25 protein-coding genes are annotated in these 24,507 nt (G+C 64.0%); 14 read left to right on the top strand and 11 right to left on the bottom strand.

Annotation, left to right across the window (positions count from 1 at the left end; genetic code table 11):
* The first annotated feature begins 79 nt into the window (after nucleotides 1–79).
* From gltA to ABIA45_RS07505, 8 genes are all read left to right on the top strand, one after another.
* Nucleotides 80–1,381: a citrate synthase gene (gene gltA / locus ABIA45_RS07540; protein ID WP_157283613.1), complete on the top strand. Its 1,302-nt coding sequence runs from the start codon at nucleotides 80–82 to the stop codon at nucleotides 1,379–1,381.
* Between the two features lie 178 nt (nucleotides 1,382–1,559).
* On the top strand, nucleotides 1,560–2,738 hold the full coding sequence (locus tag ABIA45_RS07535) for an ROK family transcriptional regulator (protein WP_271537986.1): 1,179 nt from the start codon (nucleotides 1,560–1,562) through the stop codon (nucleotides 2,736–2,738).
* A 59-nt stretch (nucleotides 2,739–2,797) separates the two neighbouring features.
* Nucleotides 2,798–4,084, top strand: a complete 1,287-nt coding sequence (locus ABIA45_RS07530) for an ABC transporter substrate-binding protein (protein ID WP_157283611.1) — start codon at nucleotides 2,798–2,800, stop codon at nucleotides 4,082–4,084.
* The gene (locus ABIA45_RS07525; protein ID WP_198399729.1) at nucleotides 4,081–5,001 is read left to right on the top strand and encodes a carbohydrate ABC transporter permease; all 921 of its coding nucleotides are present in this window, start codon (nucleotides 4,081–4,083) and stop codon (nucleotides 4,999–5,001) included. Before ABIA45_RS07530 ends, ABIA45_RS07525 begins: the two co-directional genes overlap by 4 nt.
* Entirely contained in the window at nucleotides 4,994–5,851 is an 858-nt protein-coding gene (locus ABIA45_RS07520; protein WP_198399728.1) for a carbohydrate ABC transporter permease, read from the top strand. The genes ABIA45_RS07525 and ABIA45_RS07520 overlap by 8 nt, the downstream gene beginning before the upstream one ends.
* A gap of 10 nt (nucleotides 5,852–5,861) precedes the next feature.
* Nucleotides 5,862–6,971 (top strand): ABC transporter ATP-binding protein, encoded by a 1,110-nt coding sequence (locus ABIA45_RS07515; RefSeq protein WP_157283609.1) that lies wholly within the window; start codon nucleotides 5,862–5,864, stop codon nucleotides 6,969–6,971.
* Nucleotides 6,968–7,735, top strand: a complete 768-nt coding sequence (locus ABIA45_RS07510; RefSeq protein WP_404651564.1) for an SDR family NAD(P)-dependent oxidoreductase — start codon at nucleotides 6,968–6,970, stop codon at nucleotides 7,733–7,735. The genes ABIA45_RS07515 and ABIA45_RS07510 overlap by 4 nt, the downstream gene beginning before the upstream one ends.
* Nucleotides 7,736–7,866: 131 nt before the next feature.
* Nucleotides 7,867–8,184 carry a hypothetical protein gene (locus ABIA45_RS07505; RefSeq protein WP_225124099.1) on the top strand — a complete coding sequence of 106 codons (318 nt, stop codon included), beginning with the start codon at nucleotides 7,867–7,869 and terminating at the stop codon, nucleotides 8,182–8,184.
* Nucleotides 8,185–8,482: 298 nt separating this feature from the next.
* On the opposite strand, the gene ABIA45_RS07500 is transcribed toward ABIA45_RS07505, so the two are convergent.
* A complete protein-coding gene (locus ABIA45_RS07500; RefSeq protein WP_275510023.1) occupies nucleotides 8,483–9,145 on the bottom strand; it encodes a phytochelatin synthase family protein in 663 nt (220 codons plus the stop codon).
* Nucleotides 9,146–9,394: 249 nt separating this feature from the next.
* Here ABIA45_RS07500 and ABIA45_RS07495 point away from each other — a divergent pair, with 249 nt between their 5' ends.
* The 5 genes from ABIA45_RS07495 to ABIA45_RS07475 all read left to right on the top strand — a co-directional run bounded on the left by ABIA45_RS07495 (nucleotide 9,395) and on the right by ABIA45_RS07475 (nucleotide 12,638).
* Nucleotides 9,395–9,610 carry a dodecin family protein gene (locus tag ABIA45_RS07495; RefSeq protein ID WP_036010047.1) on the top strand — a complete coding sequence of 72 codons (216 nt, stop codon included), beginning with the start codon at nucleotides 9,395–9,397 and terminating at the stop codon, nucleotides 9,608–9,610.
* A gap of 156 nt (nucleotides 9,611–9,766) precedes the next feature.
* A complete protein-coding gene (locus tag ABIA45_RS07490; RefSeq protein ID WP_036009997.1) occupies nucleotides 9,767–10,078 on the top strand; it encodes a hypothetical protein in 312 nt (103 codons plus the stop codon).
* A 150-nt stretch (nucleotides 10,079–10,228) separates the two neighbouring features.
* On the top strand, nucleotides 10,229–10,399 hold the full coding sequence (locus tag ABIA45_RS07485; RefSeq protein ID WP_193760664.1) for a hypothetical protein: 171 nt from the start codon (nucleotides 10,229–10,231) through the stop codon (nucleotides 10,397–10,399).
* A 39-nt stretch (nucleotides 10,400–10,438) separates the two neighbouring features.
* Complete coding sequence (locus ABIA45_RS07480; protein ID WP_271537688.1) at nucleotides 10,439–10,765, top strand: GcrA family cell cycle regulator; 327 nt, start codon at nucleotides 10,439–10,441, stop codon at nucleotides 10,763–10,765.
* 337 nt (nucleotides 10,766–11,102) lie between these two features.
* Nucleotides 11,103–12,638, top strand: a complete 1,536-nt coding sequence (locus ABIA45_RS07475; protein WP_404651561.1) for a PAS domain S-box protein — start codon at nucleotides 11,103–11,105, stop codon at nucleotides 12,636–12,638.
* Nucleotides 12,639–12,753: 115 nt separating this feature from the next.
* On the opposite strand, the gene lpxB is transcribed toward ABIA45_RS07475, so the two are convergent.
* From lpxB to lpxA, 3 genes are read right to left on the bottom strand one after another with little or no spacing between them, the layout of a single operon-like run.
* Entirely contained in the window at nucleotides 12,754–13,932 is a 1,179-nt protein-coding gene (lpxB, locus tag ABIA45_RS07470; protein ID WP_404651559.1) for a lipid-A-disaccharide synthase, read from the bottom strand.
* Nucleotides 13,932–14,801 (bottom strand): LpxI family protein, encoded by an 870-nt coding sequence (locus ABIA45_RS07465; protein WP_157283600.1) that lies wholly within the window; start codon nucleotides 14,799–14,801, stop codon nucleotides 13,932–13,934. The genes lpxB and ABIA45_RS07465 overlap by 1 nt, the downstream gene beginning before the upstream one ends.
* Nucleotides 14,802–14,819: 18 nt before the next feature.
* Nucleotides 14,820–15,611 carry an acyl-ACP--UDP-N-acetylglucosamine O-acyltransferase gene (gene lpxA / locus ABIA45_RS07460; protein WP_271537679.1) on the bottom strand — a complete coding sequence of 264 codons (792 nt, stop codon included), beginning with the start codon at nucleotides 15,609–15,611 and terminating at the stop codon, nucleotides 14,820–14,822.
* A 176-nt stretch (nucleotides 15,612–15,787) separates the two neighbouring features.
* On the opposite strand from lpxA, the gene ABIA45_RS07455 reads away from it, so the two are divergent.
* Nucleotides 15,788–16,108 (top strand): KTSC domain-containing protein, encoded by a 321-nt coding sequence (locus ABIA45_RS07455; RefSeq protein ID WP_404540898.1) that lies wholly within the window; start codon nucleotides 15,788–15,790, stop codon nucleotides 16,106–16,108.
* A gap of 12 nt (nucleotides 16,109–16,120) precedes the next feature.
* Here the strand turns inward: ABIA45_RS07455 and fabZ are convergent, their stop codons facing one another.
* The 7 genes from fabZ to ABIA45_RS07420 all read right to left on the bottom strand — a co-directional run bounded on the left by fabZ (nucleotide 16,121) and on the right by ABIA45_RS07420 (nucleotide 24,498).
* A complete protein-coding gene (fabZ, locus tag ABIA45_RS07450) occupies nucleotides 16,121–16,582 on the bottom strand; it encodes a 3-hydroxyacyl-ACP dehydratase FabZ (RefSeq protein WP_036010015.1) in 462 nt (153 codons plus the stop codon).
* A complete protein-coding gene (lpxD, locus tag ABIA45_RS07445) occupies nucleotides 16,579–17,646 on the bottom strand; it encodes a UDP-3-O-(3-hydroxymyristoyl)glucosamine N-acyltransferase (protein WP_404651557.1) in 1,068 nt (355 codons plus the stop codon). Before lpxD ends, fabZ begins: the two co-directional genes overlap by 4 nt.
* Nucleotides 17,647–17,771: 125 nt before the next feature.
* A complete protein-coding gene (bamA, locus tag ABIA45_RS07440) occupies nucleotides 17,772–20,300 on the bottom strand; it encodes an outer membrane protein assembly factor BamA (protein WP_404540895.1) in 2,529 nt (842 codons plus the stop codon).
* Between the two features lie 176 nt (nucleotides 20,301–20,476).
* A complete protein-coding gene (rseP, locus tag ABIA45_RS07435) occupies nucleotides 20,477–21,628 on the bottom strand; it encodes an RIP metalloprotease RseP (RefSeq protein WP_157283596.1) in 1,152 nt (383 codons plus the stop codon).
* Between the two features lie 44 nt (nucleotides 21,629–21,672).
* Nucleotides 21,673–22,896, bottom strand: a complete 1,224-nt coding sequence (gene dxr / locus ABIA45_RS07430) for a 1-deoxy-D-xylulose-5-phosphate reductoisomerase (RefSeq protein ID WP_225125195.1) — start codon at nucleotides 22,894–22,896, stop codon at nucleotides 21,673–21,675.
* Nucleotides 22,897–22,900: 4 nt separating this feature from the next.
* Complete coding sequence (locus ABIA45_RS07425) at nucleotides 22,901–23,743, bottom strand: phosphatidate cytidylyltransferase (RefSeq protein ID WP_271537667.1); 843 nt, start codon at nucleotides 23,741–23,743, stop codon at nucleotides 22,901–22,903.
* Complete coding sequence (locus ABIA45_RS07420; RefSeq protein WP_157283594.1) at nucleotides 23,740–24,498, bottom strand: isoprenyl transferase; 759 nt, start codon at nucleotides 24,496–24,498, stop codon at nucleotides 23,740–23,742. Before ABIA45_RS07420 ends, ABIA45_RS07425 begins: the two co-directional genes overlap by 4 nt.
* Nucleotides 24,499–24,507 lie beyond the last annotated feature (9 nt).

Here is a 24,507-nt window from a genome sequence, read left to right as displayed (position 1 = left end):
TGGAACATCCGGCCTGCCCCTATGGTCGCCCTGGGGGTCTCCGGCTCCGGCCCGTCTCACCACACATCGGGGACCTCTGATGGACGCAAAAGAAAGCCCAAAGACCGCGACGCTGACGGTCGGAAACAAGAATTTCGATCTTCCGATCCTCAGCGGCAGCGTCGGGCCTGACGTCATCGATATCGGCAAGCTCTACGGCCAGTCCGGCCTGTTCACCTACGATCCGGGCTTTACCTCGACCGCGAGCTGCCAGTCCAAGATCACCTATATCGACGGCGACGCGGGCGTGCTGGAATACCGCGGCTACCCGATCGAGCAGCTCGCCGAGCACGGCGACTTCCTGGAGACCTGCTACCTCCTGCTCTACGGCAACCTGCCGACCGCCGCGCAGAAGAAGGATTTCGACTACCGCGTGACCCATCACACGATGGTGCACGAGCAGATGGCCCGCTTCTTCCAGGGCTTCCGCCGCGACGCCCATCCGATGGCGATCATGGTTGCGGCCGTCGGCGCGCTCGCCGCCTTTTATCACGACTCCACCGACATCAACGATCCGAAGCAGCGCATGATCGCCTCCATGCGCATGATTGCGAAGATCCCGACGCTGGCTGCGATGGCCTACAAGTACACCGTCGGCCAGCCCTTCATTTATCCGAAGAACTCGCTCGGCTTTGCCGAGAACTTCCTGAACATGTGCTTCGCGGTGCCCTGCGAGGACTACAAGGTTAGCCCGGTGCTCGCCGACGCGCTGGAGAAGATCTTCATCCTGCACGCCGATCACGAGCAGAACGCCTCGACCTCGACGGTGCGCATCGCCGGCTCCTCGGGCGCCAACCCGTTCGCCTGCATCGCGGCCGGCATCGCCTGCCTCTGGGGCCCGGCCCATGGCGGCGCCAACGAGGCCGCGCTGAACATGCTTTATCAGATCGGCACGGTCGACAAGATCCCCGAGTTCATCGCCAAGGTGAAGGACAAGAACTCCGAAGTCCGCCTGATGGGCTTCGGCCACCGGGTCTACAAGAACTACGATCCGCGCGCCAAGATCATGCAGAAGATGTGTCATGCCGTGCTCAAGGAGACCGGCCATGGCGACGATCCGATGCTGAAGGTGGCGATGGAGCTCGAGAAGATCGCGCTCAGCGACCAGTACTTCATCGACCGCAAGCTCTACCCGAACGTCGATTTCTATTCGGGCATCACGCTGAAGGCGATGGGCTTCCCGGTCTCGATGTTCACCGTGCTGTTCGCGGTCGCCCGCACCGTCGGCTGGATCAGCCAGTGGAGCGAGATGATCGAGGATCCCCAGCAGAAGATCGGCCGCCCCCGCCAGCTCTACACCGGCGTCGCAAAGCGCGATTACGTTCCGATCGACAAGCGCTAACGTCAGGCCATCACGGCTTTCGAAGCGGCGTCATCGCAAGATGGCGCCGTTTTGTTTTGCGCCCGCACTTTCCTCGTGCTGCCACGCACAACAACAAGTCCGTGCTCACGGCGGCAAGCGCCTTGACAGCCGAAATGCTCCGCGCGCATTCTTACTCTAAGTAAGAATGACGACAGGGATGGAAATGCCGGAGCAGCCGAGAAGTCGGCGGCAGACGCGCGCTGCCATTTTGACTCATCTGCTTCAGTCGGGCGGCTCGTTTCGTCCGCCGCTGGCCAAGGCCGTGCGTCTATCGGAAGCGAGCCTGTCGCGCATCCTGCTTGACCTGAAGGCCGAGGGCCTGATCGAGGAAGTGCGGCGCCCTGCCCCTTATGTCGGCGGCCCGACCGGTCTCGTGTCGCTCGACGGCGCGGTGGCGCTGGCAGCCTTCGAGCTGACGGCGCAGCGGCTCAGCGTCGGGGTCGGCGGCCTGTCGGGTGAACTGCACTACACCGAGCGCGTGCCGCTCCCGAAGACGCCTGACGTCGAGACCGTCGGCCGGGCATTTCGCGAAGCGATGACGTTGTTGCGCGACTGGACGCGACGCCGCCGGATCACCCTCTCGCAGATCGGCGTCTCGATTCCCGGCCTCGGCCGTCTCAGCATATCGGCCAATCCGATCATTCCCTGCGACGTCGCTCGCATCAGCGACATGTTCGGCGCGATGTTCGCGGGCGTGCCGCTCGAATTCACCAATTCGGTCGTCGCGCATGCCACCTTTCACCGCTGCCGCACGGAAAACTACCCGTTCAACGACACGCATCTGTTCGTGCTCGTCAGCCACGGCGTCGCCGGCGCCTGGATGGATGATCCGGCCGAGGCCGATGCTCTGCAGCCGATCGAGCTCGGCCACATGGTGTTCGGGCCTGACGGACCGCGCTGCCGCTGCGGACATCACGGCTGCGTCGAGGCCTATACGTCGATTCCCGCGCTGGCCGCGCTTCTCGGCGTTTCTGAGACCGAGCTGCTCCAGCTCGGCAACGAATGGGTCAACACGGTCCCGATCTCAGCGCGCGTGCGGCAGGAGTTGCGCCGGCGGCTGTTCCGGCTCGGCCTTGCGATCGGCAATACGCTGAACGTCAAGCCGTGCGGCGGCGTTGCGATCAGCGGCTGGCCGTCGCTTCTCGCTGAAGAGGATCGGAAAGCACTGGTCGATGGCATCGACGCCTGCCTGCTGGGCGGACGCAAATTGGCACAGGTCTCCCTCGCCTTCGTGCCGCCGTCGACGGGCAACGACCCGCAGGCTGCGCTCGCCTTTGCCGCCTTCTGTCTCGCCAGCCGTGGCGGCATGCCCGCGGCATCGACGGAGGCGGCCTGACATGCGCTGAGCCTGAACGGCCCGCAAGGGCGAAAGATTTCACACCGGGAGGAACTGCCATGCCGATCACAACAACAAGGCGTCGTCTGCTCGCTGGATCTGCTGCCGCGCTCGCATTTCCGCACCTTGCCCGCGCGCAAGGCGCGGCCAAGCCGCGACTGACCGCAATCTCGCAATGGTCGGCGGGCAGCGATGGGGCCGCCATTACGGCGCTCGGTAAGAAATTCGAGGAGAAAGGGGGCGTCTGGCAGCACTCGCCCGTCCCAGGCTTCACCACGGAGATGATGAACAAGCTGCGGGCCCAGATCATTGCCGGCGATCCGCCGGCCTGTTCGCAGCTCAAGGGGCCCGAGATCGCGGCTTGGTCGAAGATTGCTCCGACCGTGGATCTCGACAGCATTGTCGCCGCCGCCGGCTATGAGAAGGTGGTCGCGCCGGACCTTGCGAAATTGCACAAGCCGGGAGGCAAGTGGATCGCCCTGCCGCTCCAGATCTACAGCACCAACATGCTGTTCCTCTCCAAGCGCGGGATGGACAAGGCTAAGGCCGACAAGATCCCCGTCACCTGGGCTGACTTCAACGAACTTGCCGACAAGATGAAGTCGGCCGGAATGAACTACCCACTCGCCAATGGCGGCACCCGTCCCGATGACGGGCAAAAATTCGAGGCCTCCTTCGCCGGCATCAGCCCGACCGCATATCGCGCGGCGATCATGAACCTCGACAAGAAGGCGCTGGAGGGGCCCGAGATCAAGGCTGCCTTCGCACAAACCCGCAAGATCGCCGACTGGTGCGACCCCAATGTTGGCGCACAGCCCTATGCCACCAATCTGAAGCGCTTCATCGATGGCGACATGGGCATGATGATCCAGGGCGGATGGGCCCAGGGCGTGTTGCGCAACGCCGGGTTCAAGTTCGACGATTTCATCATCGCGCCCGGGCCCAGCGACAACGGCAAGCCGGTCTTCCTCTTGAATGCCGATGCCTTCATCTTCTGGCAGCGCAAGGAGCCTGACTTGCAGGCCGGCCAGATGCTGATGGCCCAGCTCGTCATGGATCCGGCGATCCAGACCATGTATTCGCAGATCACCGGATCGATTCCGGTGCGCACCGATGTCGACCTCTCCGGCGAAGGCTGGTCGGACGGCCAACGGCGGACCGCAGCCGCGCTGAAGGACGCGGTCGCCAACAATCAGGCCGTCCTCAGCCTTGCCCACAACATGGCGCAGCAAAACGGCCTGACCGCCGCGATGATCGACGTGCTCACCGAGTACGTGAAGAACAAGACGATCAAGCCGGAGCAGGCGGTCACTCGTCTTGCCGATGCCGTCGAGGGTGCGCGTTGACCGACGTGGTCGCAACAGCAGCGCGGCCGGCGACGCCCGACTGGGTGCGCCGGCTGCCCGAATATCTGATGATCTGGGTGCCGCTGCTCCTGTCCGCGGCGCATCTGGTGACGTTTTCGCTCTGGACGATCTGGATCTCGTTCACCCCCTCCACCCTGGTTCCTGTCACTGGCTGGGTGGGTCTGCGCAACTACTCGGCGGTCCTGGCGAGCCGGAACTGGCAGATCGCCTTCGACAATCTGCTGCTGTTCGGCAGTGCTTTCGTGCTGCTGAGCCTGGTGACCGGTCTCCTGCTCGCGATCCTGCTCGATCAGCGCATTCGCGGCGAGAACGTGCTGCGCTCCATCTTCCTCTACCCCCTGGCCGTGTCCTTCGTGGTCACCGGCACGGTCTGGAGCTGGCTGCTCAATCCCGGCATCGGCATCCAGAAGCTCGTTCACGACCTCGGCTGGACATCCTTCAGGTTCGACTGGCTGGTCGACCGCGACATGGCGATCTGGACCATCGTCATCGCCGCGATCTGGCAATCCTCCGGCTTCGCCATGGCGCTCTTTCTCGCCGGTCTCAGATCCGTCGACGCCGACATCATCAAGGCGGCGCAGATCGACGGCGCCGGGCCGATCCGAATCTACCGTCGCGTCGTCTTGCCCACACTCTGGCCGATCACGATCACCGTGGTCGTAGTCCAGCTGCAATTTGCGATCTCGGCCTTCGATCTCGTCCGCGCGCTGACCAATGGCGGGCCTGGAATCGCGACCCAGCTGCCGGCGCTCGTCGTCTACGACCTCATGTTCCAACGCAGCCAGCTCGGCCGCGGCGCGGCAGCGGCGGTGCTCATGCTGCTCATTCTGCTCGCGGTGCTGCTGCCCTATGCAGCCTGGCGTTATCTCCGTCGACGGCGGGCCACCCATGCGTGAGCGAACCTTCGCGCCGAGCCGGCTTCTGATCTATCTCGTCGTGTCGCTGGTCGCGGCCGCCTATCTCGCGCCATTGGTTGTGGTCGTCCTGAACTCGCTCCGCAGCAACGAGGAGATCGCGCAGGCCTCGATGATCGGCTGGCCGCAACAATGGGCCTGGAGCAACTACGCGAGGGCCTGGAGCGGTTTCTGCGTCGCCGAAACCTGCGCCGGCATCCGGCCCTACATGCTGAATTCCGCGCTCGTCACGATACCGGCGACGATCATCTCGACCCTGCTCGGCGCAATCGCCGGTTACGCCGTGTCGCTCTGGCGTTTTCGCGGCGACAACTGGATCTATGGCATCGTGACGCTTGGCCTGTTCCTCCCCCAGCAGATGCGTCTGTTGCCCTGGACCATCGTGCTGCGGGACGTCGGCCTCATCAACACGCTGACCGGCCTCGTGCTGATTCACACCATTCAGGGGCTCTCCTTCACCACGCTGTTCTGCCGCAACTATTACGTCGCCGTTCCCCATGAATTGATCAGGGCCGCGCGGATCGACGGCGCCGGCTTCTTCCGCATCTTCTGGCGCATCATCCTGCCGCTCTCCGGGCCGATCCTGATCGTCACGGTGATCTGGCAATTCACCCACATCTGGAACGAGTTCCTCTATGGCGTGACGTTCACCACCGGCCAGCAGCAACCCGTCACCGCAGCTCTCATCGCACTGTCCGCCGCAATCGCCGATATCCCGCAGCATGGCGTGCAGAGCGCAGCGGTGATCATCGCCGCGCTGCCCACGCTGTTGATCTACCTTCTCGGCGGCAAGTACTTCGTCCGCGGCCTGACTGCCGGGGCCGTGAAATGATGGAGTTGTCATGGCAGCACTGAGCATTCGCGCCCTGTCCAAGCGCTACGCCAATCTGGAGGTGCTGAAGGACATCGCGCTCGACATCGAGAGCGGCGAGTTCACCGTGCTGGTCGGCCCGTCCGGCTGCGGCAAGTCCACCCTGCTCAACATCGTCGCCGGGCTCGACCGCCCGAGCGCGGGAACGATCGAAATCGGCGGCCGCGTCGTCAACGACGTCGCGCCGAAGGACCGCGACATCGCCATGGTGTTCCAATCCTACGCGCTCTATCCCTCGATGACCGTGCGCCAGAACATCACCTTCGGCATGGAATGCCGCCACATTCCCAAGACCGAGCAGGACGCTGCGGTCGCCAATGTCGCAAAACTGCTCCAGATCGAGCCGCTGCTCGGCCGCAAGCCCTCGCAATTGTCCGGCGGCCAGCGCCAGCGGGTGGCGATGGGGCGCGCGCTGGTGCGCAATCCCCTGCTCTTCCTGTTCGACGAGCCGCTCTCCAATCTCGATGCCAAGCTGCGCGTCGAGATGCGGATGGAGATCAAGCGCCTGCATCAGCGCATCGGCGCCACCATCGTCTATGTCACCCACGACCAGATCGAGGCGATGACGATGGCGACGCGGATCGCCGTGATGCATCAGGGCAGCGTGCAGCAATTCGCCGATCCCGACACCGTGTACCGCTATCCCGCCAATCTGTTCGTCGCACGCTTCATGGGCTCGCCGCCGATGAACACCATGCCGGCGCGGCTCGAGGCCGAAAATGACGGTCCGGTCGTCGTGATCGGCGCAGGACGGCCCGACGAGCTTCGTCTGCGCCTCAGGGGATATGACGCCGCAGCACCCTTTATCGGGCGCAAGGTGGTGTTCGGAATCAGGCCGGAATGCATTGCCGAGGGCAGCCGCACGTTTTCCAGCGAAGCGCCTGTCCTCGTCGAGGCGCCGGTGGAGCTGGTCGAGCCGACCGGTGCCGAGACCATGGTGCTCCTGCGGCTTGGCGGCGAGCCCGCGATGGCGCGAGTCTCGCCGGATATCCGCCCCGCGCCCGGCACGTCCGCCGCCTTCGCGCTCGACACTCGCCGCATTTGCCTGTTCGACCCCGAGACGGAGCGCCTGATCGCATGACGAAGACGACCTATTCCAGCCTTGCCGACCGCGTGGTGCTGATCACCGGAGGCGCCAGCGGCATCGGCGCCGCCTTCGTCCGAGCCTTCGCGGGCCAAGGTGCCCGGGTCGCCTTCTTCGACATCGATAGGGACGCCGGCGAAGCCCTGGTGCGGGAGATTGCGGCCTCGTCCGGGCCCGCGCCGCTGTTCGTGCCCTGCGATCTCCTCGACATCGATGCCCTGCGCAGCGCGATGGCAGAGGCCCGCCGCTCGCTTGGCGACGCCGCCGTTCTCGTGAACAACGCCGCCAACGATCAGCGCCAGGTTCTCGCCGAGGTCACGCCATCCGAGTTCGACTGGATGATCGGCGTCAATCTCAAGCACGTCTTCTTCGCGGCGCAAGCGGTGGTGCCGCAGATGCAGGCGCGCGGCGGCGGCTCGATCATCAACATGTCCTCGATCGCCTGGATGCGCGGCGCGCCGGCACTGCCGGTCTACGCCGCGGCGAAAGCGGCGATCGTCGGCTTCACCAACTCGCTGGCGCGGTCGGTCGGTCCCGACCGCATTCGCGTCAACGCGATCGCGCCGGGCATGGTGATCACCGAGCGCCAGCGCCGGCTGTGGTATCCGGACGATCGGATCATCGCCGAGATGCGCTCGCGGCAGGCGGTGCCCGATGCGGTAACGCCCGAAGACATTGCGAGCATGGCACTATTCCTCGCCTCCGACGAAAGCCAGCGCATCACCAGCCAGTGTTTCAGGGTCGATGGCGGACTCGCCTAGGCTTGGTGCGCATAAGACCGTTCGAGTGCCCTTTGCTTAGTCCTACGTGACGTTCGACAATAGTGGTTGGAACTAGGAAACCTTGGGAGGTTCGCGCGTTTAGGGGCCGGAGCAAGCCGTGGAGGAGAAGCATGCGAACAGCAATTCTCGCATTGATTGTAGTTGCCGGAAGCGCAATGACCTTCCAAGCAACGGCCCAACAGCAAAAGGCCGCACCCAGTGAGCAAACCAAGGAGGAGATGAAGCGCGACGTGGACCGGGAGCTCAAGGCCGGCCAGCCCAACGAGCAGATGCAGCGCGATGCGGACAAAGGGATCAAGACCCGCAACTCCGGAGAGTCCGGATACGTGGCCGATCAGGACAAGCCGGCCGCTTCGGCGCATCCTCCGGGCCGGCCGGGAAGTGAGCAGACCACGGGTTCGGGTAGCCAGACCGGCACTCCGAAATAGAACACTCGGCCTGCGCTGCGTCTACGGCGAGTTGCGCGGGCGCCGGAAGTGGCCAGTTCACGGGCCGCATGCGGTCCCGGGTTAGCGTGTCGTCCGCTTGGTTGCCGCCCAAATGTCCTCCCGGGGTCAGTATGTCGCGCTCAGCGAGACCCCGGCGGCAAGTGGCGGCCGTCATAGGGCACACAAGCGCCGGTCGAGGCCAAGACGGTCCCCCGCGTTCTGTCCACCGCCGATAGACGACATCCCAACTGCCTCAAATGATCGGGCTAAGGGTCACGAGGCGACATGGAGCGGGATGTTACTCTATGAACAGCAGTCCCCTCTTCTTATCGCCGTCAAACGTATTTACAGCGTCGAACAGCCGCTTCCGTTCGACTAGCCACGGCTGGAAATCGAAATTGACATCGAGCACGAAAACGAGGTCTTCGGCTTCGAAATAGCCCCCGATTGGGGAATGGTGTCCACTACCAGCACCAAAAATATGCGCGCGATCGAAATTCACGATGTAGCGTCGTCGCGGATCGTTGGAGCGACGGAGATGCTCCAGAAACTGGTTTTCGCTGAGATCGCGCAAGACCGTAACTTTCCGGCTGGTGTTGGACTGGGCGACGTTGGCCAGTTCATCAAGCGTGAGCCCCATGATGCATACGCCTGTCCAGCAACTCCACGTCCCGGCCAGCACCTTGCCTTCCGTCCTTGCCGCCTCGCCAAGGGACCGATACGCATTTGCAACAGCGGCGGGTCCGCAGCGAGAGCCATTTGACTGCCAATCAACGTGTCGTTCAAATGTTGCTGCCACGGGCAGGTGCCACGCACGCTCAATAAGCTCCGGAGTACGTGTGACCGATGACGCTATGGCCTCTGATGGCACGTGCGATTGATTGACCACCAGGGCCCCGGCACACACCAGACTCAGGGCAATCACCAAGCTGCTGATGCTTACGCGGTGCCATCGCTTCATGGATCGGAACCTTGGCGGCAATGACGACTTAGGCGCGCAAAATTATACTGGGAAGCCGGAGAGCGCGAAGGTCCGCGTTCGTCCGGGCTGAAAATGCGAGCGTAATCTCCGACAGGACGACCCGAGTTCTTCTTTGGATCGAAGAGAAAAGCGACAGCCAATCGGACCCTTTCCGCGGCACCCCCGAGACGTATCAGCGTCGAGATCCCAGTGCTAGACTTCCTGCTCCTACCGATTAGGAGGACGAACATGCCCGATAGCGTCTACAAGGTCATTGAACTGGTCGGTACCAGCAGCGACTCATGGGAGAAGGCGGCCGCTAACGCAGTCGAGCAAGCTGCTAAATCTCTCCGAGATCTTCGCATTGCAGAGGTCGTCAAGCTCGACATGCAACTGGATGACCAGGGAAAAGTTGAGGCCTATCGCGCCAAGCTCAACGTATCGTTCAAGTTCGAGGGCTCCTGAGCCTCAGCACCTCGCCCCTTCGGGCGAGGACGGCTCATTGGACAGGCGCGTTGCGGTCCGCCAGCCGGACGCTGTGGCCCATCCCGGAAGTTGGCACTAGTCCGAGCGGGACCGAAGTGCTTTGATGCGCAGGAGCGTATGGCGCGTGGTGCCCCCATGTACATGGTCATTCGCAAGTACAGCAAGGTTCGTTCGGTCGCGGACGCCGCTCGTCGCGCCAAGAGCGGCGTTGGTGAGATCCTAAGACAATCGCAGGGATTCAAATCTTACCATGTGCTGGATGCGGGCGACGGTGTCGGTATCGCGGTGATGATATTTGACGACCGCGAAAGCGCCAACGCAGCGAACGCCAAGATACTGGCATTTGTTCAAGCCAGTCTACCCGACCTCGAACTTGGAGTTCCTGAAATCGCTGCCGGCGAGGTTTTGGTAAACATAGAGCCTAATGGATCCTCGGGGATCAAGTAGTCTAGAGTGCTGTCTGTTGCAGGGGCCTGCCGCCCGCTGATCATGCAGTCTACCCGACCCGCATCGCGTTTGCGGCGGTCGCGCCCCGGCACCGGCATATGCCGGCCAAGAATCTGGCGACTGCGCCCATTTTTCGAGGAGCACAATGCCATGAAGCAACACACCTCCGAAGCATTTTCCACCACAGCCAGGAAACTGCTCATACGGATGCGCATCGTGATGCCACCCAGGGATCCCGATGAAGACGAGGAGGACGAAGACGAGGATGAGGAAGATGATGCCGACGAACCGGCGGTCGTGCGCGAGCCGGACGAAGACTAGACTAGCCGGTGTCTGGCAGGCGGCGTTATACTATCTCTCATGGGCTGGGATGCGAAAGACATAGCGCTTCTCAAAAGGCTCTGGTCCGCGGGACAGAGCGCGGCGCAGATTGCGCGCCATCTCGGCTGCAGTCGTAACGCGGTATGCGGTATGCTGAACCGTCTGGGCCTGAAGCGCGGCCACAAGCCGCCCACAGCGCAGCCCCAGATAAGGCCGGCCCCGAAGCTGAGGCCGTCGTCGGCCTCCTGCGCCCGTCCCATCGCGCGGAGGGTGTCGCCGAGTACAGCAGAGAGGGAGCTGCCAAAGGAATTCAGCCGGCAGCAGCTTTACGCCATTCTGGCTGAGGCGGTCAGAAACACTGGTTAAGAGCTCGCCACGAACCTCCTTGCCCTCCCGTCCATGTCAGGCCCGCCTCGACGGTTCGGAGGTTCATGAGTACGCGCCTTAGCTCGTTCGCCCGCTCTTCCGCCCGCGAGACAAGAAAACAGGGCCCACCTCACACGCATGCGTTGAGGGAACCGGGTTTTAGCTCGCGTTGTTTCGGCTCGGGGTCGTCACAGCCACGTCGCTATAGAGAAGCCCTGTATACGGAAGTATAGTCGCCAAAGGCATATTCCCGATCGATCTTGACCGACTCCGGGGGGACGCGATCCGGCACGAGAAATCTGTCGATTGATCCATCACGCGTAAGCAAGAGATGATCATGCAACATGCGATTGAAGTGCCCTCGGTCGCGCTCGATTCGAATGAGTGCAAGCGCCCCGAGGAGGCACTGCGCGAGAGCGAGGAGCGCTTTCGCACGCTGGTGCAATTCTCCTTTGATGTGTACTGGGAAACGGACGCACAGCATCGCTTCATCCGCCAGGAATTCGCCGAGACGCTTCCCGAGCCGCCGGTCTCCGAGATCGGCAGGACACGATGGGAGGTCCCGTATCTCGAACCTGACGCAGATGGCTGGCGCAAACATCGGGAGATACTCGACGCTCACCTCCCGTTTCGCGATTTCGAGCTCGCGCGGCCGATGCCCGACGGCGGCAAGCGCTATATTTCCGTCTCTGGGCTGCCCATCTTTGACAAGACAGGGAACTTCGTAGGTTACCGAGGTGTGGGGCGCCACATCACGGAGCGCAAGCGCGCCGAACAGGCGCTGATCGAGAGCGAGGCCCGTTTCCGTACTTTCGTGGACCACGCGACCGATACGTTCATGCTGCACAGTGAAGATGGTCGCGTTCTCGATGTGAATCGGAATGCCTGCGAAAGTCTCGGCTACAGCCGGACCGAACTGGTTGGGGCAACTGCGGCCTTGTTCGATCTGGAGATGGATGAGGCGACTTGGCGTCGCAACCGCGAGCGTCTCAAGGCCGGCGGCATCGCTACGCTCGAGAGGCGCTATTGCCGAAAGGATGGCACTGTGTTTCCCGTCGAAGTTCGTATGCGCGAGTTCTGCGAAGTCGGACAGTCACGAATCATTTGTCTGAGCCGCGACATCACCGAACGCAAGCGAGCCGCCGAGACGTTCCGCGAGATGCAGGCTGAACTAACACACGCCAATCGCGCGGCGGCAATGGGCCAGGTCACGGCGTCGGTGACACACGAATTAAGCCAACCAATCACCGCGGTGCTCTGCAACGCAGAGGCCGCACTGAACTGGCTAGGAACACAATCTCCGAATTTCGAAAAGGCACAGCAGGCGCTCGTATCCATCGTCACAGAAGCCAAGCGAGGCGGCGAGATCATCAGTTGGATCCGTTCCTTGATCAAGAAAGCTCCGGCGCCGAAGGAGAGCGTCGATGTCAATAGTGCAATCCTGGACGTGATCACCATCGCCCGTAGCGAGCTGCTCAAACATGATGTCTCGATCCAGACCGACCTCGCTCCGGGCTTGCCGCTCGTGAAGGGCTATCGCGTTCAGCTGCAACAGGTGGTTCTCAATTTGATCCTCAACGCGATCGAGGCAATGAACTGTGTCGACGTTGGCGGACGAGAGCTGAGGATCAGCACGGCTGCAGATGCTTCAAATCGCGTTGTTGTCGCCGTACGGGATACCGGACCTGGGCTTGACGTCGCAATCGTTGACCGCCTGTTCGAGCCCTTCTACACAACCAAGCCGGACGGGACCGGCATGGGCTTGTCGATTTGCCAATCGATCATCGAGGCGCACGGAGGACGACTTTGGACTGGTGCGAATGAACCACGGGGGGCCGTGTTTCACTTTAGTCTGCCTTCGCAACAGGGGTGATCCACGTCGCTTTAGCGTAACTCACGCCTTCGCTGTTGCGTTTCCTGGCGTCTGGCCTTTGAAGGGCCGCTCACGCTTTGGAGGGGGCGGCTCAAGCAGACTTTTATGAAACACCCTAGCTCGTTCGCCGGCCTTGGCGCATCGTTGCGAGCACGATGTCGGCGGCGAGCACGCTCGGCGATGTGTTGCCGGTCGACATGATCTGATCGAGCCTGGCGAAGGCCTCGACCTGCTGCCGGCGCAGCGGAGACTCCGTCAGCACGTCCCGAAGCGCCGGCGCCAGCTTCCCCGGCGTGCATTCCTCCTGCAAATACTCGGGAATGACATCCTTGCCGATCACGAGATTGGCAAGGATCACCGAGGAGACACGGATCGCGCGTCGCAGGATGAACGCCTCGATCGCGCCGACGCGATAGGCCGTCACCATCGGAATGCCCGCCAGAGCGAGCTCGAGCGTCACCGTGCCGGATTTCGCCAGCGCGGCGTGAGCGATGCGGAAAGCCGCACGCCGCTCGTTCTCGCCGATCACGATCTGAGGCTTGACCGGCCAGCTCGCGATGCCTTCGCGGATGGTGGCTTCGAGATGCGGCATGGTCGGCAGCATCAGTTCGAACGCACAGCCCTCACCCCTTAAGCGGCCGAGCGTTGCGCCGAACACGTCGAGATGATGCCCCACCTCGCTGCGGCGGCTGCCGGGCAGCACCAGCAGCACCGGCGGCTCACTGTCGCGGCGCGCCTGCTCCTCCGCACTCGGCCGCAGCGAGCCCAATTGCTCGATCAGGGGATGGCCGACATAGCTGCAGGGCGGCCCGCCGAGCTTGCGGTATTCCTCGGGCTCGAACGGCAGCAGGCCGAGCACGTGGTCGACATAGCCGAGCATGGTCCGCGCCCGTCCTGGCCGCCATGCCCAGAGCTGCGGCGAGACGTAGTCGACGATTGGGATCGCGGGATTGCGCGCGCGCACGCGGCGGGCGACGCGATGGGTGAAGTCGGGGCTGTCGATGATGACGAGCACGTCGGGCGCGGCCTCGGTCACTGCGTCGGCAGTCTGCCGGATCAACCGCAGGATCTTCGGCAATTGCTGCACCACCGCGGCAAACCCGACGATCGACAGCTCCTCGATCGGAAACAGCGATTCCAGGCCCTCGCGCGCCATGGTGCGGCCGCCGACGCCGACGAACTGCACGCCGTCGCCGAGACGCTGGCGCAGCACCTTCATCAAGGCGCTGCCGAGCCTGTCGCCGGATTCCTCCGTCGCGATCAGGAAGATCTTGCGCTTGGGATCACGCGACATCACGCGGGCAGGCCGATGACGAAGAGATATTTGGCATCGGCAAGCGCGATCATCGCCTGCGGCTCGGCGGCGATGGTGTTGCCCGCGATGACGGCGATGCCGGCAAGGCCGGCGGCCGCGACGCCCTCGATGGTGCGCGGGCCGATCGTCGGCAGGTCGAAGCGCAGGTCCTGGCCGCTCTTCGGCGCCTTCACCAGCACGCCGCGTCCGGTAGCGGCGCGGATGCGGCCCTCCTCGCGCAGCCGCGCGACGCGGGCGAGCAGCGCGTCGGTGCCCTCGATGTCCTCGACCGCCACCACGTGGCCATCGATCACGACCACGGCTTGGCCGATGTCGAACGGGCCGAGTGCGGTCAGCACCGCCCGGCCGCGCGCGATGTCGGCCTTGCTGGCATCGCTCGGCCAGGCGCGGCTGATGCAGCCCTCGGGCATCAGGAGATCCGGCGCGACGTCCTTGATGCCGACCATCCGGAAGCCGTCCTGCTCGAGGATGCGGCCGACACCCGACAGCAGATGATCGTCGCCGCCGCGGAAGGCGCGGATGACGTTGCCGAGCAGGCGCAGCGTCGTGAAGTCGAACCGGATCTCGGACAGCGAAGGCCGCACCAATGTGCCGATGAAGATCAGGTCGCGGCAGCCCTCCTCGCGGAACAGCCGCATCGCGCGTCCGAGCTGGCCGACCGAGATCCAGCGATGCCGGTACTTCTCCACCCGCTGGGGATCGCACGCCCCGCGCAGCGGAAACAGCACCGGCGTGATGCCGTGCGCGGCGAGCGACTCGGCGACCGCGAACGGCATGGCTCCGCCGCCGGCGACGATGCCGACCGGTGACGAAACCTGCAAAGCCGCCGATGTCGTGCCCGCGGCCATCCCAAGGTCACTCCAAGATCACTTCGCGATGGCGGGAAGACAGAGCGGGCGCTTGCCCTTGCCGATGAAGTCGAGGATTTCGGCGATCGCGGGGTCCTCGCCCGCGAGCGGCCGCGCCGCCTCCAGCCGCTCGGCGAAGGTGCCGGCGCCATGGAATAGCTTCTGGTAGAACGCACGCACGATGGCAAGCCGCTGCTTGGTGAACTTGCGACGCTTCATGCCGATCAGGTTGAGGCCTTCGAGCACGGCATATTGGCCGTTGACGAGACCGAACGGAATGATGTCGTCGCGCACGCCACACACGCCGCCGACCATGACCTGCGGTCCGATGCGGGTGAACTGATGCACGGCGGACAGCCCGCCGATGAAGACGAAGTCGCCGATCTCACAATGGCCGCCGAGCGTTGCCGAGGTCGCGAAGATCACGTCGTTGCCGACATGGCAGTCGTGGCCGACGTGGCTGCAGTTCATGAAATAGCCGCGGTCGCCAACCGAGGTGACGCCCCCGCCAGCGACGGTACCCGCGTTCATGGTGACGGATTCGCGGATGGTGCAGCCCGAGCCGATCCTGAGCTGTGTCAGCTCGCCACGATAGCTGAGCGATTGCGGCGGCGTGCCCAGCGAAGCGAACGGATAGATGGTGCAGCCATCGCCGATCGTGGTTTGCGCCGTGATGTGCACGTGCCCGATCAGCTTGCAGTTCACGCCAATGACGACGTTCGGGCCGATGATGCAATAGGGTCCGATCTCGGTGCCCTCGCCGATCACGGCGCCGTCCGCGATCCGCGCGGTGGGATCAATCTTGCTCATCAAGCCAATCTTACTCGTCAAGAAGGTCGGGTTATGTATTGAAGTCGCTCGGTTTTCGGCTGGTTAGCGCGACTATGCCCGATCTGTCCAGTGACGTATCATCTCGCCGTGTTTCAAGTGCCGGATGAGGCGGCCTTCCCGTCCCGTCGTCAGGTTCATGTGGAGCTTCAACGATCGTGGTCAGGGCCCTGATCCTTCTGCTGGCGCAGCTCGCGGATACTCCGATCGTGTCGGAGGCGGTCGAGACCGGCGAACACCGCCTGGTCGATCTCCAGACATTCGAGTGCCGGGACATCACCCGCAGCACGGTGCTTCAGCGGGTCTGTTACGATCGCGCGCAGCAGGACCTGATCGTCGCGAGCAACGGCGCCTATCACCGCTATTGCGGCGTGACGTCCGACACCGTCGAGCGCCTCCTCGGCGCGCCCTCCATGGGCCAGTTCTTCAACCGGACTATCAGGCGGGAGGCGGCCGGCAGCCGCTACGATTGCACCTGAGCCCAGTGCCGCTCAATCGGTCAGCATGGCGCCGACGTCGGCTTCGGCGACGACCTGACCGTTGACCTTTGCATCGCCGTGAAACCACCACATGGTCTTGCGGCGGCCGAGCGAGCGCATGTGATACTCGATCGTATCGCCCGGCAGCACCGGCTTGCGAAACTTGCACTTGTCGATGGTGAGGAAATAGACCGCCCGCGGCTTCTCGGTGCCCTCGACCGACTTGATGCCGATCACGCCCGCGGTCTGCGCCATCGCCTCGATCATCATGACGCCGGGATAGACCGGACGCTCGGGGAAATGCCCCTGGAACGCCGGCTCGTTGAAGGTGACGTTCTTGATGCCGATGCCGCTGTAATCGGCGCGGATGTTGATCACGCGGTCGATCAGCAGCATCGGAAAGCGGTGCGGCAGTGTCTGGAGGATCGCGTTGATGTCCACCAGCTCGAACTTAACAGGTGATTCCGCCGTCATTCCCGTCCCTCGTCCTTCGGATCGGCCTTGCTGTCGCGTACCAGCCGCTCCACCGCGATGATCTCCTTGAACCATTGCTTGGTCGGCTTGGCGAAGTGCCCGCCCCAGCGGCCGCCCGGCGGGATGTCGTCCTTGACCGCGCTCATCGCCGTCACCTGCGCCCCGTCGCCGATCTTGAGGTGATTGTTGATGCCAACCTTCGCTCCGAGCGCCACGTTGTCGCCGATGGTCAGGCTGCCGGCGAGGCCGATCTGCGCCGCGAGCAGGCAGTGCCGGCCGATCGTCACATTGTGGCCGATCTGGACCTGATTGTCGATTTTGGTCCCCTCGCCGATCACGGTGTCACGCAAGGACCCCCGGTCGATCGTGGTGTTGGCCCCGACCTCGACGTCGTTCTGAATCAGCACGCGCCCGGTCTGCGGCACCTTCAGATGGCCCTCCGGGCCGAAGAAGATGAAGCCGTAGCCGTCCTGGCCGATCGAGCAGCCGGGATGGATCAGCACGTTGTTGCCGATCAGGGCGCACTGGATCGCAGTCCGGGCGCCAACATTGCAATCCCGGCCGATCTTGACGCCGGGACCGATCACCGCCCCGACGCCGATCACGGTGCCGCTGCCGATCTCGACGTCCGGGCCGATCACAGCCAGGGGGTCGACGACCACACCGTCCTCGAGCCGGGTCGTGGGATCGATGATGGCCGATGGCGCGATACCGTCGTTGCCGACCCAGGATTGCGGCCGCAGCGCGTCGGCGTGCCATTCCCGCGCGATCCGGACGAAGGCGCGGAATGGCTGCGCCACCCGCAGCACGGCCACATGTTCGGGCACCTCGGCCTCGAAGCGCGGACTGACCAGACAGGCCCCCGCCTTGGTCGCCCTGAGCTGATCGGCGTATTTGAGGTTGTCGAAGAACGCCAGATGCATCGGGCCCGCTTCGTCGAGCGAAGCAAGGCCCGTGATGACGTGGCCGCCCCTCGCGGGATCGACCAGCTGCGCCTTGGTCAGCGTGGCGATGTCGGCCAACGCTGCGGCAGGCGGCTTTGTGAAGAAGGTCGGCTGCGCCATTCCACCCCGTCGCGGTCCGGCTTCGGCATGAAGCGGTCAGGCCGCATCATGCCTCATGTCTTGGATCGGCACGATCCCTTTCGGAAACCGGTTCCGGTGATCCGGATCGTGCCGTGCTGATCGAATTAGAACGTGGTGCCGCCGCCGAACCGGAACTCCTGCGTGCGGTCATACCTGCCCTTGCTGAGCGGCACGGCGTAGTCGAAGCGCAGCGGTCCGAACGGCGACTGCCAGATCACGCCGACACCGACCGACGAGCGGACGACCTTGCTGTCGTCATAGACGAGACCGGTGCAGGTCCCCGTGCTCGAGGGATTGATGGTCGACGGGATACAGCCCGGCGCGTTGACTTCGTTGGTGGTGGTCCAGCTCGTCGGTCCCCTGTAGTCGTAGAGGCCGCCGGCGTCGGCATAGACCGCGCCCTTCAGACCCACTTCCTTCGGCAGGAACCAGAACGGCATCTGCAATTCGAACGAAGCACCCCAATACTTGGTGCCGCCGAGCGCATCCTGCGTACCGAACGGGTTCAAGTCGCGCGGACCGATGCCGTTCGGGGAAAAGCCGCGGACGAGGTTCGGGCCCATCTGGAAGTGGTCGAGCATGCGCAGATCGGTGCCGATCTTGTTCAGCATGCCGCCTTGCAGGCGGACGAGGCCGACGATGTCGGACACCAGCGGAGTGTAGTACTTCGCGTCGACGACCGACTTCAGGTAGGAGACGTCGCCGCCGACGCCGGCGAAGTCCTGCCGGAAGTCGACGAGCAGACCGTCGGTCGGGTTCTTGTTGTTGTCCAGCGTGTTGTAGGTCAGCGTGTAGCCGAGCGCCGAGGTCAGCGTCTTGCCGCCGGCGAGCTCCTTGCGCACCGGCAGCGAGGCTTCGCCATCGTTGTAGCAGCCGAGCCCGCTGGTCGACGACAGATCAATCGGCGGCGTCTGAGACGCGGCGAAGGCCGGGCTGGGGTTGAAGGTAGACGAACCAAGGACGTTGTTACAGTTCGCCAGATACGACGGCAGGGTGATTTCCTGCTGATAGATCGAGTAGCGCACCTGGAGCGAGAGATCTTCACGCAAGGAGAAGCCGAGGCGCGGCGAGAAGCCGAGCGTCTTGGTGCCGTAGGAGATGTAGCTGTTGGACTTCTGCTCACGCTGATAGAGGTCGAGGCCGAGCGCGACGCGGTAGTCGAGCAGGTACGGCTCGACAAACGACAGCGAGTAGCCGCGCGCATACTGGCCATAGGTCACCGCGGCCTTGGCGAACAGGCCGCGACCGAGCAGGTTGCGCTCGGAGATCGAGACTTCGGCCAGCGCGCCGTCGGTGGTGGAGTAACCGCCCGAGACCGAGAAGTCGCCGGTCGATTTTTCTTCCATGTCGACGATCAGGATGACGCGGTCGCTCGACGAGCCCGGCTCGGTCGTGATCTTCACGCTCTTGAAATAGTCGAGGTTCTTCAGGCGCCGCTCGGCACGGTCGACCAGCGCGCGGTTGTAGGCGTCGCCTTCCGAGATGTCGAACTCGCGGCGGATCACGTAGTCGCGCGTGCGGGTGTTGCCGCGCAGGTTGATGCGCTCGATATAGGTGCGCGGGCCCTCGTCGATGTTGAACACGACGGACACGGTGTGCGCTTCGAAGTTGCGGTCGCCGCCGGGCCGGACCACGGCGAAGGCATAGCCGCGGCGGGAGGCTTCGATCTGCATCTCCTCGACCGACTTCTCGACCAATTCGACGTTGTAGAGCGAGCCGACATTGAGACGCGAATAGGCGCGCATCGAGCTCGGATCGAAGTTCGGAATGCTGCTGCGGAAATCCACCGCGCCGACGCGGTATTGCTGACCTTCCTCGATCTTGAAGGTGACGTTGAAGCCCTTCTTCTCCGGATCGTATTCGGTCAGCGCCGCGACGACCTGCACGTCGGCGAAGCCGTTCTTGAGGTAGAATCGGCGGATCAGGTCGCGATCGGCTTCGACGCGGTCGGGATCGTAGACGTCACCGCTGCCGAGGAAGCTCAGCAGATTCGTCTCGCGCGTCTTGATCACGTCGCGGAGGCGGTAGGACGAGAAGGCATTGTTGCCGACGAACTCGATCGACCGGACGCCGGTCTTGACGCCCTCCTCGACCGTGAAGATGAGGTCGACGCGGTTGTTGGGCTGCTCGATGATCTCGGGCGTGACGCGCACGTCGTAGCGGCCGGAGCGGCGATAGATTTCGGCGATACGGAGCGTGTCCGACTGCACCATGGCGCGGGAGAAGGTGCCGCGGGCCTTGGACTGGACTTCAGCGGTGAGCTGCTCGTCCTTGATCTTCTTGTTGCCCTCGAAGGCGATACGGCCGATCACCGGGTTTTCCACCACGGAGACGATGAGCTGGCCGCCGGAACCGCGGTTGATCCTGACGTCCTGGAACAGGCCGGTCTCGATCAACGCCTTGAGGCCGTCGTCGATGGCGGCCTGATCCAGCCGGCCGCCGGGACCCGGCTTGAAATAGGAGCGGATCGTTTCCACCTCGACGCGGCGATTCCCTTCGACGGAAATCGACTGAACGGTCTGGGCGAGCGCAGACGAAGACACGAAAACAGCCCCAACCGGGGCAACCACCGGCGCGCCGAACAAGATCAGGGTCGCGAGCAAGCCCCCCCGGAGTCGCAGTCCAAACTTCATCGCGCAACGCGCCCTTATCATTCCCTGCCAGACCCAACCCCAACGCCGGTCCGGAGATTCCCCAAGTTCAGGCCGCTTGTAGCCAATTTCGCCGACGCCGCAAACGGCCGAAAGCGCCGTAATTTCAATTTCATTCCAAGACGTTGCTCAACAGCAACGCCACAAAAAAGCCCCTATCAGGAAGCGGCCATCCGCAGGATGTCGTTGTAGGTCGCAAACACCATCAACATCAGCACCAGGCCAAGCCCGATTCGGAACCCCATTTCCTGGGTCCGCTCGGACAAAGGCCGGCCCCGGACCACCTCGGCCGCATAGAACATCAGGTGGCCGCCATCGAGCAGCGGAATCGGGAACAGGTTCAAAAGGCCGATCGACACCGACAGCACCGCGCAGAGATTGATCACGAACTGGAACCCGGCGCTGGCCGCCTGCCCCGACATTTTCGCGATTCCCAGGACGCCGCTGACCTCGTTCGGATTGCCCTGGCCGGCGAACAGCGAGCCCAGGAACTTGAAGGTGCTGGTGATGATGAACCAGACCTGCTCGACGCCGATCTTGAGCGCTTCACCGACGCCGACCGGGGTGGTCGAGGCCTCCCCGGCCTGCGATTTGTGCTCGATGCCGAGAACGCCGAGACGGTGGCTGTTGCCGAAGGGGTCCTTGCGCTCCAGCAGCGCCGGGGTCGCGGTCAGTGAGACGACGGCGCCGTCGCGCTTCACTTGGAAGGTAAGAGCCGAACCGGCGTTCATCGCAACGATTCGCTGCATGTCGGCAAAGCTCTCGATCGGCTTGCCGTCGATCTGGATGACGACGTCGCCCACCTTGAAGCCGGCGGCAGCGGCCGCGCCGTTGGCGACAACGCCGTCGACCCGGGCGATCGTGCTCGGCTTGCCGTAATAGAGCGCCATTCCGGCGAAGATCAGCGCGCCCAGGATGAAATTGGCGATTGGTCCGGCCGCGACAATCGCCGCCCGGGGACCGACCTTCTTGTGGTGGAAGCTGCCGGCGCGCTCCTCGGCCGACATAGCCGCCAGCGTCTGGGCCGACGGGGTCGACGCCTCGCTCTCGTCGCCGAAGAACTTGACGTAGCCGCCGAGCGGGATCGCCGAGATCTTCCAGCGGGTGCCACGGCGGTCGTTGAAGCCGACCAGCTCGGGGCCGAAGCCGAGCGAAAAGGTTAACACGCGTACGCCCGCCCAGCGCGCGACCAGGAAATGGCCGAGCTCGTGGAAGAACACGACAATGGTCAGGACGAACAGGAAGGGAACCGCGTAGCCGAGGAGCCCATGGCTCAAGGTATTGAAACTATGGACGAAAAAGTCGATCATCGAATTCCCTCACCCAGCGCCGCAAGGCCCTGGTCCCGAACCAACTAGGATGCCTTTAAGGCAATTTGAGGCAATAGGGCGGCAGCCCTATTTCGCGCAACATGGTCAACAGAGATTGCATCGTCTGCGGAGGTCAGGGGCGCCTGGTTGCCGCCTTTGATCCAATCCTCGAGGGTCGCCTCGACTAGCCGGGCAATCGCACCGAACCGGATCTTGCCGCCGATGAAGGCGGCGACGGCGACCTCGTTGGCGGCATTGTAGACGGTGGTCGCGCCCTTCCCGGTCCGGAGCGATTCGTAGGCCAGCCGCAGTCCGGGGAAGCGCTCGAAGTCCGGCGCTTCGAAGGTCAGCTGGCCGATCTTGGCAAGGTCGAGCTTCGCCGCCGGGCCCTTGATTCGATCGGGCCAGCCGAGGCAATGGGCGATCGGCGTCCTCATGTCGGGCGCACCGAGCTGGGCCACCACCGAGCGGTCGGAAAACTCGACCATGCCGTGGATGATCGACTGCGGATGAACCAGCACGTCGATCTCGTCCGGCGAGAGCGCGAACAGATAGGACGCCTCGATCACCTCGAGCCCCTTGTTCATCATCGAGGCCGAATCGATCGTGATCTTCTGGCCCATGCTCCAGTTCGGATGCTTCAGGGCCTGCTCGAGCGTCGCCTGCTCGATGTCTGAGGGCTTCCAGGTCCGGAACGGGCCGCCGGAGGCGGTGATGATGACGCGGACGAGCTCGTCGCGATTGCCTGAGCTCAGCGCCTGAAACAGCGCGTTGTGCTCGGAATCGGCCGGCAGGATGCAGGCGCCGGCTTTTGCCGCGCGCTGCATGAAGAAGTCGCCGGCGCAGACCAGGCACTCTTTGTTGGCGAGCGCGACATGCGCGCCGCGATCGACTGCGGCCAGCGCCGGCTTCAGCCCGGCAGCGCCGCTCACCGCCGCCATCACCCAGTCGGCCGGACGCGCGCCGGCTTCGATCACCGCGCTTTCGCCGGCGCCGCATTCGGTGCTGGTGCCCGCGAGCGCAGCCTTGAGCTCGGCGAGCTTGGAGGTGTCGGCGATCGCGACATAGCGTGCGTTGAATTCCTTGGCGAGCTTGGCGAGCGCTGCGACATTGCCGTTCGCCGTCAGCGCCTCGACACGGTAGCGCTCGGGCGAGGCGCGCAAGAGATCCATCGTGCTGTCGCCGATCGAGCCGGTGGCACCGAGGACCGTGACGCTGCGAATGTCGGACGCAGCAAGCCTGTTGTTACGCAAGGGAACCGCGCTCATATCCTCACCAAACCATAAGACCGCTTCCGGCGCTATGCACACCATGGCGGAAAAAGCCGATAAACCAGGCCGCCAGGATGGCGGCGACAAAACCGTCCAGGCGGTCCATAAGCCCGCCATGGCCGGGAATTAAGTGACTGGAATCCTTGACACCGAAGCGCCGCTTCACGGCGGATTCGAAGAGATCGCCGAGCTGCGACACCACCGACAGGACGGCGCTGACGAGCAGCAGCGGAACCAGCTTTCCGATCCCGCAGGCGGCGAAGCCGGCCGCGACCGCAAGGCTCGCCGCAAAGCCGCCGAGCGCGCCGGCCCAGGTCTTTTTCGGGCTCACACGCGGCCATAATTTCGGGCCGCCGATGCTGCGTCCGGCGAAATAGCCGCCGATGTCGGTCGCCCACACCACGAGCAGCACGAACATCAGCGCGGAGAAGCCGTTGACGAGATCCTTGCGCACCAGGATCGAGGCCAGCAGCGCCGCCGCCGCATAGGCAAACCCGCTCGCCGCCCACAAGAACTTGCCCCGCGCGATCAGCGTCACGATGGCACCGCCGATGAGGCCGGTGACGACGGAGGTCTTGAGCGCGCCGAAAGCGACGGAGGCTCCCATCATGGCGATCACGACCGTCCCTGCCCCGGTCAGCGCGGCCGATGCTGCGCCCACCACCATCAGCCATTCCGCGAACAGCCCGATCGAGACCAGGGTGACGAGAAGCGCCCACAACCAGCCGCCGGCATAGGCGATCGCGATTGCCAGCGGCGCCAGCACCAGCGCTGCGAGGACCCGCATCACCAGATTGCTCGGGGCAGGCTTGGCGCCCGCCGATGCAGGATCGGGTTCGTTCACGAGGCGGTCTTCGCAACCAGGCCGCCGAAACGGCGCTCGCGCCTGGCAAATTCGGCGATCGCGCTTTCCAGCGCCGCCTTGTCGAAGTCGGGCCAATGGATCGGCACGAACACGAGCTCGCTATAGGCGGCCTGCCACATCAGAAAGTTGGACAGGCGCTGCTCGCCGCTGGTGCGGATGATGAGATCGGGGTCCGGAATGTCGGGCGCGTCGAGATGCGCGCCAAGCGTCTCGGCGTCGATCGTGGCAGGATCCCGCCTGCCCTCCGCGACCTCGTGGGCCAGCTTCTGCGCCGCCTTCGCGATCTCCTGCCGCGAACCGTAGTTGAAGGCGACGACCAGCGTCAGGCGCGTGTTGTCGCGCGTCAGCTCCTCGGCCTCGTTCAGCAAGGCGCAGATGTCGCTCTCGAGCCCCTCGCGCTCGCCGATGATGCGGACCTTGACGCCGTCGCGATGCAGGCTCGCCAGGTCGTTGCGGATGAAGCGCCGCAGCAAGCCGAACAGGTCGCCGATCTCGCTCGCCGGGCGCGACCAGTTCTCCGAAGAGAACGAGAAGATGGTGAGATAGCGGATGCCGAGCTCGTGCGAGGCACGCACCACGCGGCGCAGCGCGTCGACGCCGCGGCGATGCCCTTCCGCCCGCGGCAGACCGCGCGCGGCCGCCCAACGCCCGTTGCCGTCCATGATGATGGCGACATGTGCAGGCGCCTCGGACCTGTCGGGTCCTTCCGTTGCGGGCGCGGCGGCGTTGGACATGAAGGCGGT

This window comes from Bradyrhizobium sp. USDA 336 (genome assembly GCF_044908355.1).
Lineage (GTDB): Bacteria > Pseudomonadota > Alphaproteobacteria > Rhizobiales > Xanthobacteraceae > Bradyrhizobium > Bradyrhizobium yuanmingense.
Note: the sequence above shows the minus strand (reverse complement) of the source record. Positions and strands in the feature narration are given on the sequence as shown.